This is a genomic window from Rhizobium sp. WYCCWR 11146 (assembly GCF_013591995.1).
GTDB lineage: Bacteria > Pseudomonadota > Alphaproteobacteria > Rhizobiales > Rhizobiaceae > Rhizobium > Rhizobium indicum.
This window is the reverse complement of the sequence record NZ_JACCEY010000001.1, coordinates 112,111-128,250: the sequence shown is the minus strand read 5'-3', so window position 1 is coordinate 128,250 and position 16,140 is coordinate 112,111. Positions and strand designations below refer to the sequence as shown.

General features: G+C 61.7%; 17 protein-coding genes. 8 read left to right on the top strand and 9 right to left on the bottom strand.

Translation table 11 applies throughout. The annotated features are described in order from the left end of the window. Positions 1 to 258 precede the first annotated feature (258 nt). Entirely contained in the window at positions 259 to 534 is a 276-nt protein-coding gene (locus HX899_RS00550) for a DUF1153 domain-containing protein (protein WP_007533628.1), read from the top strand. A gap of 23 nt (positions 535 to 557) precedes the next feature. On the opposite strand, the gene HX899_RS00545 is transcribed toward HX899_RS00550, so the two are convergent. Beyond that, positions 558 to 1,124, bottom strand: a complete 567-nt coding sequence (locus HX899_RS00545; protein WP_017961758.1) for a paraquat-inducible protein A — start codon at positions 1,122 to 1,124, stop codon at positions 558 to 560. A 55-nt stretch (positions 1,125 to 1,179) separates the two neighbouring features. Here HX899_RS00545 and HX899_RS00540 point away from each other — a divergent pair, with 55 nt between their 5' ends. Then, on the top strand, positions 1,180 to 1,458 hold the full coding sequence (locus HX899_RS00540) for a GNAT family N-acetyltransferase (protein ID WP_003542350.1): 279 nt from the start codon (positions 1,180 to 1,182) through the stop codon (positions 1,456 to 1,458). A gap of 169 nt (positions 1,459 to 1,627) precedes the next feature. Here HX899_RS00540 and HX899_RS00535 read toward each other — a convergent pair whose 3' ends face one another. Further along, positions 1,628 to 1,978: a hypothetical protein gene (locus HX899_RS00535; RefSeq protein WP_003542353.1), complete on the bottom strand. Its 351-nt coding sequence runs from the start codon at positions 1,976 to 1,978 to the stop codon at positions 1,628 to 1,630. Between the two features lie 436 nt (positions 1,979 to 2,414). Here HX899_RS00535 and ctrA point away from each other — a divergent pair, with 436 nt between their 5' ends. Next, entirely contained in the window at positions 2,415 to 3,116 is a 702-nt protein-coding gene (gene ctrA / locus HX899_RS00530; protein WP_003542362.1) for a response regulator transcription factor CtrA, read from the top strand. A gap of 221 nt (positions 3,117 to 3,337) precedes the next feature. On the opposite strand, the gene HX899_RS00525 is transcribed toward ctrA, so the two are convergent. Both HX899_RS00525 and chpT read right to left on the bottom strand, forming a co-directional pair. After that, on the bottom strand, positions 3,338 to 3,700 hold the full coding sequence (locus tag HX899_RS00525) for a response regulator (RefSeq protein ID WP_003542364.1): 363 nt from the start codon (positions 3,698 to 3,700) through the stop codon (positions 3,338 to 3,340). A 121-nt stretch (positions 3,701 to 3,821) separates the two neighbouring features. Beyond that, a complete protein-coding gene (gene chpT / locus HX899_RS00520; RefSeq protein ID WP_003542366.1) occupies positions 3,822 to 4,469 on the bottom strand; it encodes a histidine phosphotransferase ChpT in 648 nt (215 codons plus the stop codon). A gap of 194 nt (positions 4,470 to 4,663) precedes the next feature. Between chpT and HX899_RS00515 the strand changes: the two genes are divergently transcribed. Both HX899_RS00515 and HX899_RS00510 read left to right on the top strand, forming a co-directional pair. Next, entirely contained in the window at positions 4,664 to 5,251 is a 588-nt protein-coding gene (locus HX899_RS00515) for a DUF1134 domain-containing protein (RefSeq protein ID WP_181291421.1), read from the top strand. Between the two features lie 116 nt (positions 5,252 to 5,367). Then, positions 5,368 to 6,531 carry a hypothetical protein gene (locus HX899_RS00510; protein WP_138330191.1) on the top strand — a complete coding sequence of 388 codons (1,164 nt, stop codon included), beginning with the start codon at positions 5,368 to 5,370 and terminating at the stop codon, positions 6,529 to 6,531. A 74-nt stretch (positions 6,532 to 6,605) separates the two neighbouring features. Here HX899_RS00510 and HX899_RS00505 read toward each other — a convergent pair whose 3' ends face one another. Together HX899_RS00505 and HX899_RS00500 are read right to left on the bottom strand one after the other, a co-directional pair. Further along, positions 6,606 to 7,430, bottom strand: a complete 825-nt coding sequence (locus tag HX899_RS00505; protein ID WP_181291420.1) for an RNA methyltransferase — start codon at positions 7,428 to 7,430, stop codon at positions 6,606 to 6,608. A gap of 7 nt (positions 7,431 to 7,437) precedes the next feature. Next, entirely contained in the window at positions 7,438 to 7,824 is a 387-nt protein-coding gene (locus HX899_RS00500) for a hypothetical protein (protein WP_181291419.1), read from the bottom strand. Between the two features lie 42 nt (positions 7,825 to 7,866). Here HX899_RS00500 and HX899_RS00495 point away from each other — a divergent pair, with 42 nt between their 5' ends. Both HX899_RS00495 and rpoH read left to right on the top strand, forming a co-directional pair. After that, a complete protein-coding gene (locus HX899_RS00495) occupies positions 7,867 to 8,892 on the top strand; it encodes an RluA family pseudouridine synthase (protein ID WP_180195080.1) in 1,026 nt (341 codons plus the stop codon). Positions 8,893 to 9,082: 190 nt separating this feature from the next. Continuing rightward, positions 9,083 to 9,991: an RNA polymerase sigma factor RpoH gene (gene rpoH / locus HX899_RS00490; protein WP_003542378.1), complete on the top strand. Its 909-nt coding sequence runs from the start codon at positions 9,083 to 9,085 to the stop codon at positions 9,989 to 9,991. A gap of 106 nt (positions 9,992 to 10,097) precedes the next feature. Here rpoH and HX899_RS00485 read toward each other — a convergent pair whose 3' ends face one another. Beyond that, on the bottom strand, positions 10,098 to 12,662 hold the full coding sequence (locus HX899_RS00485) for a hypothetical protein (RefSeq protein WP_181291418.1): 2,565 nt from the start codon (positions 12,660 to 12,662) through the stop codon (positions 10,098 to 10,100). A 60-nt stretch (positions 12,663 to 12,722) separates the two neighbouring features. Then, a complete protein-coding gene (locus HX899_RS00480) occupies positions 12,723 to 14,021 on the bottom strand; it encodes an adenylosuccinate synthase (protein WP_128408122.1) in 1,299 nt (432 codons plus the stop codon). A 191-nt stretch (positions 14,022 to 14,212) separates the two neighbouring features. On the opposite strand from HX899_RS00480, the gene HX899_RS00475 reads away from it, so the two are divergent. Further along, a complete protein-coding gene (locus HX899_RS00475) occupies positions 14,213 to 15,130 on the top strand; it encodes a DMT family transporter (RefSeq protein ID WP_181291417.1) in 918 nt (305 codons plus the stop codon). A 24-nt stretch (positions 15,131 to 15,154) separates the two neighbouring features. On the opposite strand, the gene HX899_RS00470 is transcribed toward HX899_RS00475, so the two are convergent. Further along, complete coding sequence (locus HX899_RS00470) at positions 15,155 to 16,003, bottom strand: GNAT family N-acetyltransferase (protein WP_171598542.1); 849 nt, start codon at positions 16,001 to 16,003, stop codon at positions 15,155 to 15,157. Between the last annotated feature and the right edge of the window lie 137 nt (positions 16,004 to 16,140).

Here is a 16,140-nt window from a genome sequence, read left to right as displayed (position 1 = left end):
GGGAAGAACGGAGACGAAGTCTTGCGCTCATTCTTATGTTGCAGCCCTTATAAAATCGTCCCGGGAAATCAGCTAATATTTATTCCCCATGGCTCCCATGCAGGCGCTACAAATTGACGTAGCGGCAGGCAGCCGCCCCCATCACCGGCCAGGGCGGGCGTCTAAATTTGTTATCAAAGTCTTACGATGGGTTTAGGCAATTTTTAAATGTGGCAGGCTAGAGTGGGGCTCGTGGTCTTGCGTTGTGTAGAGAGTCCAATGACCGAAATGATACGTCCCCGAGTAAAATATGTCATCGGCCCCGATGGCAGCCCCCTGACGATCGCGGATCTTCCGCCGCCCAATACGCGGCGCTGGGTGATTCGCCGGAAGGCAGAGGTTGTCGCGGCTGTCCGCGGTGGCTTGTTGAGCTTGGAAGAGGCCTGCGAGCGTTACACGCTCACGGTCGAAGAATTCCTGTCCTGGCAGTCGTCGATCAACAGCCACGGTCTTGCCGGCCTGCGCACCACGCGCATTCAGCAATATCGTCACTGATCACACCCCAGCATTGACGACATTTATTTCGGGCCGGACGCATCTCCCATGAGGGAATGAAGAAGGCCCGAAATCATTGACGAGGCCGCGTAGCACCAGAGGCCGGGCTGCGTGAAGGCATCCGCCAGCCCCGTCGTCTTCGCCGCCGCAATGACGATCGCGACGAGCAGCACATCCATCATCGACCACTTGGACAGATGCGGTACGACGCGACGATAGAACAGGCTGCCGGCCCCACCCCCGGCGGCCGTCGCTTCTGCGGTGATCCCCATCGCCTCCACGGTGATGCCGATCATCTTCAGAAACGGGAGCAGGATCGAAACCAGGGCGACGATTGCCGCCAGCAGCCCGTCCCCGCCTTGCCAAAGCGAGACGATGATTTCGATGAGCGACGGCGTTTCGTCGAAGAAATACAGCGTCTCGAAACGGACCAGCGGCAAGACGAGGCCGAGCGCCAGGAAGAACGGCGCAGCCACGAGAAGCACGGGGCGAGCCATCGAAAGCGCACTCATTGCCCTGAACCTCTCATCGATCCGACATTTTGCATGAACACTCTGTCTCCTGCCCGTATTGCCTCCACGGCTTGGCACGACCGCGCCGCCATGTCACGGTCCGCTACGACAATATCGGTTATGAGGAAAGACAATGGACATTCGAAGTGAGGAAGGCGTCTCCGGCGGCCGCTATGCGGCCGAGGTCGAAGGGCACGAGGCGGAGATGACCTATTCACGCACATCGCCGAAGCTGGTCATCATCGATCACACGGCCGTTCCCGATGCGCTGCGCGGCAAAGGCGTCGGCCAGGCACTGGCGCTCCACGCCGTAGAGGCAGCCCGCACCGGCGGCTGGAAGATCTTCCCGCTCTGCCCATTTTTCAAGGCGCAGGCTCAACGCCATCCGGAATGGAAGGATGTCGTGAATTAGTGCATGTCGCCCAAAAACGCACAGCGGGTTTTGGGACAAGGACATGCATAAGACAAAGCGACGCCATAAGGCAAACACCAAAAGCCATGTATAACGGACAGCGCGCCCATCATACATGGCTTCTCAGTGGCGATCCCAGGGCGCCGAAGCCGGCACCCAGCCGTTTCTGTTACGCCCTTGCTCTGGCGCCGCCGTCACGCTCTTCCAGCGCTGTGGCCCTTGCATATTCCGCCTGCATCTCCTCGAGCGCCATTTCCAGCGTCTCTTCCTGCATCTTCAGTTCCTTGATCGAAACCTGCAGGTTGTCGGCCCGCTGACGCGCGGCCTTGGCGAAGGTCGGATAAGCAAAGTGATTCGGGTCGGAAATACCGGACTTCTTTTCCTCGACGACGATCTGGCTCTCCAGATCCTTCGTCATCCGTTCGAATTCGGACATCATCATCTGCAACTGCTGCAACTGACGTCGTTTTTCGTTCACCTGAAATTCCTTCAGGCGAACGAGACTTTCTCGCGACTTCATACGCATTACTCCCGTGATGCGAGACCCCGGCTCAACTTGAAACCGCCCTGCGCGCCGCTTTGACACGGTTTGCTAAAAAATTTCCCGCGATATTAACAAATACCTACCGCTGGTAACCTTTCGTTTACGGGCATCGTTAATGATAGGCCCGATGATTTAAGGGTCGGTAAATGCCGAGGCATGAAGTTCGAACCTTTTCATTGGCGATTCGGATGAATCACTTAGCGCTGTTTCCTAATGTTAAAGTTGAGGAACACCTTTTTGAGATTCTTATTGGAAAACAGAGAAATGGAAAAATTGTTTAATAAATTCGATACTCCTTGCCAGAGTGAATTAGAATTTGTTAACCATTTCGTGGCAGCTTTCAAATCACGTAGCGTGTTCGGTATCGTGTAGGGGGCCAGACCACCTTTCGGCGGCGGTAAAGGGGATAATTATGCGGGTACTTCTAATCGAGGATGACAGCGCGACAGCGCAGAGCATCGAGCTGATGCTTAAATCAGAGAGTTTTAATGTTTATACCACCGATCTCGGTGAAGAAGGCGTCGATCTGGGCAAGCTGTATGATTATGATATCATCCTTCTCGATCTGAACCTGCCCGACATGTCCGGATATGAAGTGCTTCGCACTCTCCGGCTGTCCAAGGTCAAGACGCCCATCCTTATTCTGTCGGGCATGGCCGGCATCGAAGACAAGGTTCGCGGCCTCGGTTTCGGCGCTGACGACTACATGACCAAGCCGTTCCACAAGGACGAGCTCGTCGCCCGCATCCACGCCATCGTCCGCCGCTCCAAGGGACACGCCCAGTCGGTCATCATGACCGGCGAGTTGATCGTCAACCTCGATGCCAAGACGGTCGAAGTCGGCGGCCAGCGCGTCCACCTGACGGGCAAGGAATATCAGATGCTGGAGCTGCTTTCGCTCCGCAAGGGCACCACCCTCACCAAGGAAATGTTCCTGAACCACCTCTATGGCGGCATGGACGAGCCGGAACTGAAGATCATCGACGTCTTCATCTGCAAGCTCCGCAAGAAGCTCGCCAACGCTGCCGGCGGCGCCAACTACATCGAGACCGTCTGGGGCCGTGGTTACGTTCTTCGCGAGCCGGACGGTGCCGAATACGCCGAAACCGCCTGATATTTTTTTCCGATCCCCCTTATCGGATAAACGAAGATCCCGCCTTTTCGGCGGGATTTTTCGTTTCTGCCTGCGCAATAAGAATCCGCCCTCACCTCAGGCCGGATCGACCTGAAATCCTCTGTTCTTTCGATCTAGGAAATAGCGTGGGGCGGCCGAAACCGCTTGCACGCGGCATCATGCTTCGGTGGTGCCGATATCGGCGGAAAGAGATCTGCCCGTCAGGCGGCGATCGCGCGATTTCCGAAAACGGCGGTCAGGATCTTGCGATCGAACGGCTTCAGCAGGAAGTCGGTGGCACCGGCCCGTTTGCCTGCCATCAGTTTCTTCAGATCCGCCTCGACGACGCAGTAATAGATCTTGACCTCTTTGCCGCCCTCCATGGCACGGATGGCAGCGATGAGGTCGAGGGCGCCTTCCATGCCGGAATCGACGATCAGATATTCCGGCAGCTCCGCCTGGCAGCGCTGCAGCGCCTCGCCGGCGTTGGAGGCCTCGCTGACGAGAAAGTCGAGTTCGGAGAGAATGCGCTTGCCAACCTTGCGGACGATGTCCGAATTATCGGTGATCATGAACCTTTGCATGGTCGCTCCTTTGCCCCCGCATTCGTCGCAGCAAGAGGCCTCTTACAACCCTGGAGAATAGGTCCATCAGGCTAAAGAATCGTTACCGGACGGGGCGCCGACACACGTCCGCGCCCCGAAATCAGGCTGCCGCAGCCACTGCCGTGAACACCAGTTCGTCGGCGCTGGCGCTGTGATCAAGCGTCATTCCGCACTCCTGCGCCAGAAGCACGGTGTAATAGGGCTGGATCGAATGAGCGTCGATCGCCTCCTCGATAGTGCCGGTCGATATCTCGACGAACTTCGGCGGCAGGCGCATCAGTTTGCCTTTGGACGTGAGCTTGAACTTCGCATCGAACTCGGGATTTTCGAGCGTTACCTCGAGCACGCCGCCGCGCGGAATGGCGGAATAGGCAACGAGGAAGAGGTTGAGCAGCAGCTTGACACGGTTCTTGGCGACGATGGCGCGCGGTCCGTTCCAGATCACCTCGGTCTTTTTTTCGGCGACGGCGAAATCCTTGGCTGCACGCTCGGCCTCGCCGGTGTCGATCGAGGCGCCGACGGAGCCCGACGCGCCGAAGGCGAGACGTGCGAATTTCAGGCGGACGGAAGCATTGAGCGCGCTGGTGCGGATCAGGTCCATCGCATCGGCATCGGCGCCGCCTTCATCCAGGAGCTCCAGCCCGTTATTGATCGCGCCGACCGGCGAGATGACATCGTGGCAAACGCGGCTGCAAAGAAGCGCGGCCAGATCCGGGCCGGACAGGGTGAGATTGGGGTTCTTGGACATCATTGTCTCCTGATGGGCGGCAATTTCATTGCGCCCGGAATATGCTTCATCAAAATTGCGCGAAGTTTGCGATCGTACTCGGTGCCATAATGACACCATATTTGGTAAACCGATTGTTAAGATCATCGGCGCAAAATGCACCAATCGCCGCGAGCGGTTGCCCGCTCTTAGCCAAACGACGAACGGATGACACCATGCGCCCTCAATTTCCGCACCGATTCATCGGCTTCTGCAGGTTACTTTCGGCCCTCATCTTCTCCTCGCTGATGGTTGCCTGGCCGGCTGCCGCCCAGGACAACGGCCAGTACACGATGCAGGAAATCGTCGACGCCGGCCACTCCTTCTTCGGCTCCGCCAGCGGCGGACTTGCCAAAGTGGTCGAGAGTGCCTTCCAGAAATACGGCCTGCCGAACGGCTATATCCTCGGACAGGAAGGCGGCGGCGCCTTCATCGCCGGCCTTACCTATGGCGAAGGCCAGCTGAACACCAAGAACGCCGGCGAACATAATCTCTACTGGCAAGGCCCCTCGCTCGGCCTCGATTACGGCGGCCAGGGCTCGCGCGTGATGATGCTGGTCTACGACCTGCCCTCCGTCAACGGCATCTATGCCCGCTTCGGCGGTGTCAGCGGCTCGGCCTATGTGATCGCCGGCTTCGGCATGACGCTGCTCAAGAACAACGACGTGCTGGTCGTGCCGATCCGCACCGGCGTCGGTGCTCGCCTCGGCGTCAATGTCGGCTATCTCAAGATCACCCAGGCGCCGACCTGGAATCCCTTCTGAGGCCTCAAAGCCGCTGGAATCTGCCGCCGTCCCCACCGGCGGCCTTGCCATGCGCGTCACGCGTGCTTAATCATCGCGGCTGACCTCGTATCAACCTTCTTACCGATGGCCGCGCCGTGATCGAATATGCTCTCTTGTTCGGATTGGGCTTCCTGACCGCGGCCTTCCTCGTCTTTCTGGTCTCGCCCGCCGTTCACCGCCGCATCGTCTGGTATACCGAGAACCGGCTGAAAGCGACGATGCCGCTGAGCCCGCAGGAGGTCCGCGCCCAGAAAGACATGGTGCGCGCGCTCTATGCCGCCGAAAACGCCCGCACCACCCAGGACCTTCTGCGTGAGCGCGAGAAATCCCTGTCGTTCCAGCTTCGCCACGACGCCCTCGCCGTCGATGCCGGCAGGCTTGCCGCCGAGATCGGCGAATTGCAGGCCCAGATCGGCGAGATGCATGTCGAGGCGGCCGACCAGCGCTCGCATCTGCGCAAGGACGAGAACTATATCAGCCAGTTGAAGACCAATCTGCATATTGCCGAGCAGTCCGCTGCCAACAAGGAGAGCGAACTGGCGACGATGCGGACGCGGCTGAGCAAGCTCGGTGAACAGGCCGATGGGCTGAGAATAGACCTGGCCGCACGCGAGACCGAGGCGGAGAGCCTGAAATTCCGCGTCAACGCGCTGCGCGACGAACGCGACACGCTGCGCCAGGACGTCAGCCTGCTGCAGAAGCGCGCCAAGGATGCCGAACAGAAACTGACGCAGCAGCAGCATATGGTCATCCGCCTGGAGGACAAGGCCGCTCGCGATAGCGCTTCCGCCACCGAAAAGGAAAACCTGGTCGCTCGCCGCCAGCAGGAGATCGCCAGGTTGAAGGAGCAGTTGAAGGCCGCCAACGCCGAGATCCGTAAGGTCAACCGGGTGCTGCGCGACGCCGGCCTTGCCGGGATGGCCGCGGAGCTGCCGGCGGAAATTACGGAAGACACGACAGCGTCCGCGCTCGACACCGCTGTCGTCACGGCTGAGATGGGCGAGGATGTCCGCAAACGCAGCGCCGCCCTGGCCGAGCGCCTGCAAAAGGCAAAGGCCGTAGCCGGACGCGATGGTGCGATCCGCGAGGAGATCGCCTCGATCGCCGCCAATATGGTGGCGCTGACCGCCCTGAACGAGGGTCCCTCCTCGCCGATCCGCACGCTCCTCGTCGAAGCTGCGGAAAAGAACCCGAACGATCGTGTCAGCCTTGCCGACAGGGCAACCGCGATCCTCGCCGATCCCCCGAGCGTCCGATAGGACGCGCGGCGCGCCATTATGTTTGAATTGACACAGAACCTAGAAAATCGATTCCGATTTGAGAGGGATATGCGTTAGACCCGGCCCATCGCCGAGGCCATGGAAAACAGCGCGATCCCCGTCGCCGTCGCAGCATTGAGGCTGTCGAGTTCCTCCGACTGTGGAATGCGCGCGCTCTGGAATCGCGCAAGCAGCGCCTCCGGCAACCCCTCGCCCTCGGTCCCGACGACGAGCGCCATGCGCGTCGAGGCCGGAATGGCGCGGATATCGGTCTTGCCGTGCGGTGAAAGCGTCCAGATGGCAAAGCCCCGTTCGGCAAGCGCCAGGAGCACATCCAGCGCCTTGCCGCCGCGGCGGTGCGGAACGCTCAGCACCGAACCGACCGAGACGCGCAGCGCCTTGCGGTAGAGTGGATCACAGGAGGTTTCGTCGAGCAGCACTGCATCCGCCCGGAAGGCGGCCGCATTGCGGAACATCGAGCCGGCATTGTCATGATTGGAAATGCCGCAGCCGACGAGCACCAGCGCCCGTTCCGGCAGTGCGTCGAGAAGTGCCGCCTCCCCGCGATCCTGTCGCCGGCCAAGCGCGAGAACGCCGCGATGCAGATGGAAACCGACGACGCCGTCGAGCACATCCGCCCCGGCGACATAGACCGGCACATCGGCCGGAAACCGCTCCAGGATGGGCAGCACGCCCTCGACGCGGTTGCGCAGCAGCAGGATCTTCTCGGCGAAAAAGCCGCGGCCTGCCGCATGCGCCTCGGCGAGCATGCGCAGCACGACGGTGCCCTCGGCGATGAAGCGGCTCTCTCGCCCCGTCAGGTCGCGCTCGCGGATCTCGCGGAATTCAGCGACGCGCGGATCGTCGGCGCTGTCGATGTCGATCGGGACGGCGGCCATGCCGGCCTCAATTGCCCGTAACAGTGACGTCGGCGACGGTGCGGCCGGTCCTGAGATCGTAGACCAGCGCCTTGTTCTTGCCCTCGACCGTTTCGCCGTAGAACAGAAGCTGCCCAGTTGAAAACGAAGTGGACTGCACCTTGAAGCCGAGCGGCAGGGAAACGGTTGCCGCAAGCGGCGCATCCGAAGGTACGCCGGAGGCGGTAACAGCGGACGCCGTCTCCTTCGGCTCGCTGTGCATCACCTTGTAGACAACCGCGCCGAAGACCGCCATAAGGCTCACGAACATGATGGCGCCGGAGACGATCTGCAGGCGGACCATCTTGCGCCGGACACTTTCCATCGCCGGATCAAGGGGCTTCTCTTCCTGGTCGTCTGGCTCGATTGCTGTCATCTGTGCGTCCTGTTCTAAAAAATACGTCGGAGAAGAAGCGTCTTGAGCGACCCCTTTAAACAAGCAGCCGGCAATAGAAAAGTCCTGACCGCCGATGAAACTGCCGAAGGCCGGCTGGACTCCTGGCTGACGGCGCAGGTCGGCGAGGAATTTTCGCGCAGCCGCATCAAGGCGCTGATCAAGGACGGCCAGGTTTTTCTGCGCGGCGAACCCGTCACCGACCCGCAGCGCAAGGTGCGCACCGGCGACAGTTTCGAACTCACGCTGCCCGAGCCGGAAGACCCGACGCCGCAGGGCGAGGATATCCCGCTGGATATCCTCCATGAGGACGACGACGTCATCGTCATCTCCAAGCCTTCCGGTCTCGTCGTCCATCCCGGCGCCGGCAACTGGACGGGGACGCTGGTCAACGCGCTGATCCACCATTGCAGCGATACGCTCTCCGGCATCGGCGGCGTGCGCCGCCCCGGCATCGTCCACCGTCTCGACAAGGATACGACGGGCGTCATGGTCGTCGCCAAGAACGACATTGCCCATCGCCACCTGTCGCTGCAATTTGCCGACCATGGCCGCACCATGCCGCTGGAGCGGGCCTATCAGGCAATCGTCTGGGGCCGGCCCCGCACGCTGTCGGGCACGGTCGACGCGCCGCTTGGCCGCGCCACCGGCGACCGCACGCGCCGCGCCGTCAAACGCCCCGACAGTCAGGACGCCGACGAGGCGATCACGCACTACCAGGTGATTGAGCGCTTCCATGAGAAGCCGGACGCGACCGCGTTCGCCTCGCTGGTCGAGTGCCACCTCGAAACCGGGCGCACCCACCAGATCCGTGTCCACATGGCCCATATCGGCCATCCGCTGCTCGGCGACACGGTTTACGGCGCCGGCTTCAAGACCAAGGCCAATCTCCTCCCCGAAGAGATCCGCAATGTCGTCAACGGTTTCGGCCGGCAGGCGCTGCATGCCTTCATGCTGCAATTCGAGCATCCTCGCACCGGCGAAATCATGCATTTCGAGGTGCCGCTGCCGGATGATATGGTCGAACTGGTCGACGCGCTGCGGCGATAAAGCCGGGCTCCGAATGCCGCCTACCCAACTCACACCTGCGTGAGCGGCACCTTGAACCGCCGTTTCGCCACACTTATCTGTATATTGACTTAGTGCGGGCTCGCAGTAGAGCCGCACGTCCCGGTTTGCCTTTTTTAACGCGAGGATGCGTTTCCATCGGGAACCGGAATTCACTTTAGGAGGGTGCACTATGGCCCGAAATACCTTGCCGTCCATTACCGCCGGTGAAGCCGGTCTCAATCGTTACCTCGACGAAATCCGCAAGTTCCCGATGCTGGAGCCGCAGCAGGAATACATGCTCGCCAAGCGTTATGCCGAGCATGGTGACCGCGATGCCGCCCACAAGCTCGTCACCAGCCACCTTCGCCTCGTTGCGAAGATCGCGATGGGTTATCGCGGCTACGGCCTGCCGATCGGCGAAGTCGTCTCCGAAGGCAATGTCGGCCTGATGCAGGCCGTCAAGAAGTTCGATGCCGAGCGCGGCTTCCGCCTCGCAACCTACGCCATGTGGTGGATCAAGGCCTCGATCCAGGAATATATCCTGCGTTCGTGGTCGCTGGTGAAGATGGGCACGACCGCCAACCAGAAGCGGCTGTTCTTCAACCTGCGCCGGCTGAAAGGCCGGATCCAGGCAATCGATGACGGCGACCTGAAGCCGGAGCACGTCTCGGAGATCGCCACCAAGCTGAACGTCTCGGAGGAGGAGGTCATTTCGATGAACCGCCGCCTCTCTGGCGACGCCTCGCTGAACGCGCCGATCAAGGCAGCCGAAGGTGACGGCGGCCAATGGCAGGATTGGCTGGTGGATGACCATGACAGCCAGGAAGACGTGCTGATCGAACAGGACGAGCTCGACACCCGCCGGCGCATGCTGGCGAAAGCGATGAGCGTGCTGAACGAGCGCGAACGTCGCATCTTCGAGGCTCGCCGCCTTGCCGAGGATCCAGTGACCCTGGAAGACCTTTCGACTGAATTCGATATCAGCCGCGAACGCGTTCGCCAGATCGAGGTCCGCGCCTTCGAAAAGGTGCAGGACGCCGTCCGCAAGGAAGCCCTGGAACGCGCCAAGGCCGTCCGGGTCGTCGAAGCCACGGCATAGACCCCTCGCGTGATACAGTTGAAGAAGGCGGGTCCTTGCGGCCCGCCTTTTGTTTTTCATTCATCTTTGTCTGCAGCCTCGGCACCGCGCCAAGATCGGGAAACCGTCACTGGCTCGTCGACACATCTCCGAGCGCAGTCCATTCCTTGATCGCGGTATTAAAGGCGTCCGTTCCCGTACCGCCCTTTTCCATCGTCAGCAGCGCGCGGCGGCCGTTGCGGTAGGTGATCGGTATATCGATCCAGTTGCGGGTCGACATCAGATCGAGATTGGCCTTGCGCGCATCGGGGTAGTCGTTGAGCGCGATCATGTGGAAATCGTCGGTGATCTTGGCCGGAACCGCGATCAGCGCGTCACCGCGGTCCTGCTCCGTGCGCTTCATCGAGATGCGCTGGACGCTGTCGATGCTGCCGCCTTCGAAATTCGGCGGCACTGAGAAGACGATCTCGACGAGATGGCTTGCCGGCAGCGACGGATCGGAATTGCGCTTGAAGGTCACGAGAGCCGAGAGATTGCGCTCGGGAACCGTGACATTGCCCTGCACCGTCGCCTCCTGCCGGCCATCCTGGCCGGCCTCGTGCTGCACGCTCCAGACGACTGATCCCTCGATCGCCGTCGGCGAGCTCTGGCCGATGCGCTCCTCATAAAGGAACATCTTTTGCGACGAACCGACGGGCGCGGTCTGCGGCGGCGATGCCACCGGGCCGTTCGGCGTCCGCGTGTCGGCGGGTGCCGCATCGCCCTGCGCGCTGGCAGGCGGCGTATCGGCTGCCGCAACATTCTGTTCGGCGACCGATTTTCCTTCCGCGGTCGGCGTTCCCGGCACCGTCGCCGGTCCGCTGTCGACCTCGGTTCCATCGGTCAGCAGCCGCTGGGTGAATTTCGAATTGGCCGCAGCGCCGTCATTGTTCACTGACGCTACTTGCGGGTTCGGGTTCGGCTGCGCCGGCGCCGCTGGAGTATTCTGCGCTCCTGGTGTGGTTGGCTGGGCTGGCGTCACCGCGCTCGGCTGGGCAGGCGTCGTCGTCGAGCCGTCCGGTGGGGTTGCCGCCTCGTTCCTGGTCGCCTGCGACGGTGCCGAGCTGACGAGCCCGTCGACCATCGCCACCAGCGCCTCTCTGTTCGTCCAGCCGGCATAGGCGCCGCCACCGATCAGGATGAGTGCGAAGATGAGCGTGATCACGGTGCCGATGCCGAAGCGGCGGCGCTTCGGCTCCATACGGAAGCTCTTGCCCTGCAGCTTGGAGGCGACAATCTGATCGATATCCATCGACGGATTGGCGTCATCGTCATCAGCGGCGACAGAGCCGCGGCGGTCGTAGCCGCGCAGCGCCTTCGCCTCTCGCCAGTCCTCGCTCGGCGCGCCGCTAGTAGGCGCCGGCTTGCCGTTGTGTACTTCGGCGAAGATATCGACATCATCGAAATGAGAGGCAACCGGCGTCTTCTTATTGTTGCCGGCCTCGATCGGCGGCAGATCGTCGAAGGCAGCCGTCTCCCAGGAAAAACTTTCCTTGGCGGCCGGCATGACGGCGGCGGGTGCCACTTTTTCGAGGCTCGATATCACCTCCTCGAAGGCGCGCGCCGAGGCATCGGCGGTAATCGGCGCCGGCGCCGTCTCCGAATATTGCCGGAGTTCCTCTTCCGCCCATTCGGTCTCCGCATCCTTGGGCGCCGGAGCCGGGGTTTCGGCAACGGGCTCGGTCCAGACGGGGTCGAAATGCGCCGCAACTTCGGCCTGCAACGGCTCCTCGCGGCTGTGCTCGACGAACTCCTGCGGACGATCGAAATCGGCGACCGGCTCCACCAGGCGGTTGGATGCGTGGTCTATGCCGCGGGTGATCGGCTGCAACGGCTCGACGGGCTCGTAAGCCCCCTCAGCCTCAGGCTCCTCGCTTTCCACCGCCGCAGGTTCGTCCGCGATCTCGTCGGCTTCCAGGGGATGCTGCTCGTCGGCATGCTGTTCGTCGGCTTGCTCGTCGCGATGCTCGGCAGGTGGCGCTTCCCAGCCGTCATGTTCGGCCGGCACGTCTTCGGCAGCGACGTTGCGCGCCTCGCTGGCATGCCATTCCTCGGCCGGCGCTTCCTCCTCCTGGGAGGGATGCCAGTATGTCTCGGCCGGACCGGATGTTTCCGGCGAAACCGATGTCTCCGCGGGAACAGGGGTTTCCGCCGGAACAGGGGTTTCCGCGGGAACAGGGTTTTCCGCGGAAACGGATGCTTCAGGGGAAAGAGGCTCCTCGGCAGCGACCTCTTCCTCAGCCTCCTCCGGTGCGGCGGCCTCCACGTGATCGGGCTCGTCTACGGCCTCGGCCGCCTGCGGTTCCACATAGGCTTCGTAGACCGGCTCCTCGGCAGTCGTCTCCGGCGCCGACGCCGGTTCGCTTTCGTCGGGAACCGCTTGTTCTTCGAAGGATTCCGACGCGATGACGGCGGCCGCAACCGGCTCATCGAGCGGCATCGCCTCGGAGTGTTCGCCCTCCACCTCGCGGATGGCAGCCTCGAGCTTTTCGAGCTGGCGTTGCAGCATGGCTTCCGGCGGACGCGGCTTCATGTTCTCGAGCTGCCGCTGCACTGCGCCGCGGGCACGTTCGTAGACTTTCACCCGCATCTCGGGGGTATTTTCAGCCAGGCCGTCGACGGCCCGCCGAATGACTGCAATAAAATCCGCCATCAGTACTTTCTCAAGAAGTCCGGTACTCTACCGAACCATCCTCCACAGTGACCCGTGAGCTTAATCCTCAAACGGATCGGTCACAAGTATCGTGTCATCCCGCTCCGGGCTGGTGGAAAGGAGCGCGACGGGTGCCCCGATCAGCTCTTCGACCTGGCGAACATATTTGATCGCCTGTGCCGGCAGATCCGCCCAACTGCGGGCGCCGACGGTCGATTCCTTCCATCCCTCCAACGTGATGTAGATCGGTTCGACTCTAGCTTGCGCTCCCTGGCTTGCGGGAAGATGATCAATCTGTTCGCCGTCGAGCATGTAGCCGACGCAGATTTTCAATTCCTCGAGACCGTCGAGCACGTCGAGCTTGGTGAGCGCGATGCCCGTGATGCCGTTGGTGGCGACCGACTGGCGTACGAGTGCCGCGTCGAACCAGCCGCAACGGCGCTTACGGCCCGTCACCGTGCCGAATTCATGACCCTTCTCGCCAAGGAACTGACCGATTTCATCCGTCAGTTCGGTCGGGAACGGGCCTTCGCCGACACGCGTCGTATAGGCCTTGGTAATGCCGAGGATATAGCCGAGAGAACCCGGACCCATGCCCGAACCGGCAGCGGCCTGGCCGGCGACTGTGTTGGACGAGGTCACGAAGGGATAGGTGCCGTGATCGATATCGAGCAGGCTGCCCTGTGCACCTTCGAAAAGGATGCGGGCGCCCTTGCGGCGCTCCTTATCGAGGAAAAGCCAGACCGTATCGCGGAAAGGCAGTACCCGATCGGCGATCGAGGTCAGTTCGTCCATGATCGCCTGGTGGCTGACTTCGGCAACGCCAAGGCCGCGGCGAAGCGCATTGTGATGCGTCAGGATACGGTCGACCTTGCCGGAAAGACTCTCGAGATCGGCAAGATCCATGACGCGGATGGCGCGGCGGCCGACCTTGTCTTCATAGGCCGGGCCGATGCCGCGGCGCGTCGTGCCGATCTTGGTGCCGCTGTTCGACGCCGCATCCTCGCGCATCGCGTCGAGCTCGCGGTGCAGCGACAGGATGAGCGTCGCATTGTCGGCAATGCGCAGATTGTCAGGCGTGACCGTCACGCCCTGCGCTTCCAGCCGGCCGATCTCGGCGATTAGCGCATGCGGATCGACGACGACGCCGTTGCCGATGACGGCCATCTTGCCCGGGCGCACGACGCCGGACGGCAGCAGCGAGAGCTTATAGCTCGTGCCGTCGATGACGAGCGTATGGCCGGCATTGTGTCCGCCCTGATAGCGCACAACGATATCCGCACGCTCCGAAAGCCAGTCGACAATCTTGCCCTTGCCTTCGTCACCCCATTGCGAACCGACCACGACTACGTTCGTCATCCAACTCTTCCTGTTACCGGCGCGGAACCGCGCACCTGCTCAAACCCGCGCATCTATAAAGCTTTGTTTTTTGGAAAGCGACCCTGTTGTCACAGCAGATTGGGCTTTTTACGTGACAAATCAGCAGCCGACAGGCTATTTCCCGTCACAAAACGCCGCTCGGCGATCGCGGAAAGACGGGAAGAACGCTCTTGCAAGCCACGGCCTATATCTGTCTCGTTATCGCCACCCTCTGCTGGGGCGGCAACTCCGTCGCCGGCAAACTCGCGCTCGGACATATCAGCCCGATGATGCTGACCTTCCTGCGCTGGTTCCTCGCCGTGGCGATGATCGCCTTGATTTCAGTGCCGCAACTGCGGAAGGACTGGCCGGTGGTGAGGAAGAACCTGCCGCTGCTCCTCTTCTACGGCGTCATCGGCTACACCCTTTTCAACGCCATGCTTTATTCGGCCGTGCAATATACGACGGCGATCAACGTCGCCATCGAGCAGGCCGGCATCCCGATGCTGATCTTCCTGCTGAATTTCATGTTCTTCCGTACCGGCATCTCGCTGGCGCAATGTCTCGGCTTCGGCATGACGCTGATCGGCGTCGCTCTGACCGCTGCACATGGCGACCTCGCAACGCTGCTGCAATTAAGCCTCAACCGCGGCGACGGGCTGATGCTGATCGCCATTGCCGCCTATTCGGTCTACACGATCTTCCTGCGCTGGAAGCCGCCGCTCGACTGGCGCACGCTGATGGCGGTCCCGGCGCTCGGCGCCATGCTGACCTCGCTGCCGCTGCTCCTCTGGGAGGCGGGCCGCGGTGCCGCGCAATGGCCGGACCAGGCCGGCTGGGTCATCACTCTCTACACGGCGATCTTCCCCTCGCTGGTGGCGCAGATCCTCTATATCAAGGGCGTCGTCGCAATCGGCGCCAACCGGGCCGGCCTCTTCATCAATCTCGTGCCGGTGTTCGGAACGCTGCTCTCCGTCGCACTGATCGGCGAGCAGCTGCAGTCGTTCCATGTGATCGCGCTGGTGCTGACCTTGGGCGGCATCGCGATCGCCGAAAAGGGCCGTCCGAAAGCTTCGGCACAAACCGTGCCCGCCTCACCCTTGGATTAAAGCCTTTCCTGGTCAGGAAAGGCTTTAACCGAGTTCCAGCGTCGTCACGCCGAAGACGTGCTTCAGCGGAATGGTCGGCGCCGGCCCGCGATACATGCGTGTCGTCTCGAATACCGGTTGAAGGCCGATACCTTCGGCAAGCGCGACCGCCTCGTGGTTCTCTGCGGGAATGTCGATGAAGACCGCGGCCCCTTTCGCCTCGGGGATCAATTCGGCAAGCAGCGCCGCGGCGCTGTCGGCATCGTTGGCAAAGAGCGGGCCGATCTTGTAGCCCTCGTAGCAGCGGCGGATCGTGCCGTAACCGCGGATCTTGTGGCTCTTCCGCACCACCGCCGAACGACGGCCCTTGCGGCCGGTACACCAGGCGGCAAGGAAGGCATCCCGCGGCTGCGGAAAGATCGCCGAATCATATCGCTGCAGGCCTTCGAGGCGTGAATCCAGCACCGATTGCGCGACAAGCGTCGAGACAGGCAAGGAAGTAGCAACACCGCCGTAACGAACAGTGGAATAGGCGGGTTCGAAGCCGGCCTTGCGGTAGTTGTCCTGCTGTGCGGCGACGCCGTCGAGACCGATCGTGCGGTCTCCCGCGCTGGCGATGCCCGTCGCCCAGATCGCCTTGCCGTAACCCTTGCCGCGAAAATCGGGATGGACAATGTAGAGGCCAAGGAAGGCAAAAGTGTCGCCATATTTGACGACCGAGATCGAGCCGACGGGGACTTCACCGATGGAGCCGACGAAAAATCCCGACGGATCGGCCTCGTTGAATGCAAGCGAATCGTCGAGGCCAGGGTTCCAGCCCTCCTGACGCGCCCATTCGAGCACGAGTTCCAGTTCGCCGGGCCGCATCGAACGAACGGCAAATTCCGAATTCATGCAACTTTCCCAGATTGAATGTCCCGCAAGTCCATCCCGGCAACGGCAAAGCAATTGTCAGGCCCCAGCCCCCGATTGCACCTGCGAACGATGGAGAGCCGCGCTCATCGACTTGACGACGCGTATAATCATTTTTC

Bases quoted from the DNA above. Each gene is read 5' to 3' on its own strand.
- HX899_RS00550 (WP_007533628.1), top strand. From the start codon at position 259: ATGACCGAAATGATACGTCCCCGAGTAAAATATGTCATCGGCCCCGAT.
- HX899_RS00540 (WP_003542350.1), top strand. From the start codon at position 1,180: ATGGACATTCGAAGTGAGGAAGGCGTCTCCGGCGGCCGCTATGCGGCC.
- HX899_RS00535 (WP_003542353.1), bottom strand. From the start codon at position 1,978: ATGAAGTCGCGAGAAAGTCTCGTTCGCCTGAAGGAATTTCAGGTGAAC.
- ctrA (WP_003542362.1), top strand. From the start codon at position 2,415: ATGCGGGTACTTCTAATCGAGGATGACAGCGCGACAGCGCAGAGCATC.
- HX899_RS00525 (WP_003542364.1), bottom strand. From the start codon at position 3,700: ATGCAAAGGTTCATGATCACCGATAATTCGGACATCGTCCGCAAGGTT.
- chpT (WP_003542366.1), bottom strand. From the start codon at position 4,469: ATGTCCAAGAACCCCAATCTCACCCTGTCCGGCCCGGATCTGGCCGCG.
- HX899_RS00515 (WP_181291421.1), top strand. From the start codon at position 4,664: ATGCGCCCTCAATTTCCGCACCGATTCATCGGCTTCTGCAGGTTACTT.
- HX899_RS00505 (WP_181291420.1), bottom strand. From the start codon at position 7,430: ATGGCCGCCGTCCCGATCGACATCGACAGCGCCGACGATCCGCGCGTC.
- HX899_RS00500 (WP_181291419.1), bottom strand. From the start codon at position 7,824: ATGACAGCAATCGAGCCAGACGACCAGGAAGAGAAGCCCCTTGATCCG.
- rpoH (WP_003542378.1), top strand. From the start codon at position 9,083: ATGGCCCGAAATACCTTGCCGTCCATTACCGCCGGTGAAGCCGGTCTC.
- HX899_RS00485 (WP_181291418.1), bottom strand. From the start codon at position 12,662: ATGGCGGATTTTATTGCAGTCATTCGGCGGGCCGTCGACGGCCTGGCT.
- HX899_RS00480 (WP_128408122.1), bottom strand. From the start codon at position 14,021: ATGACGAACGTAGTCGTGGTCGGTTCGCAATGGGGTGACGAAGGCAAG.
- HX899_RS00470 (WP_171598542.1), bottom strand. From the start codon at position 16,003: ATGAATTCGGAATTTGCCGTTCGTTCGATGCGGCCCGGCGAACTGGAA.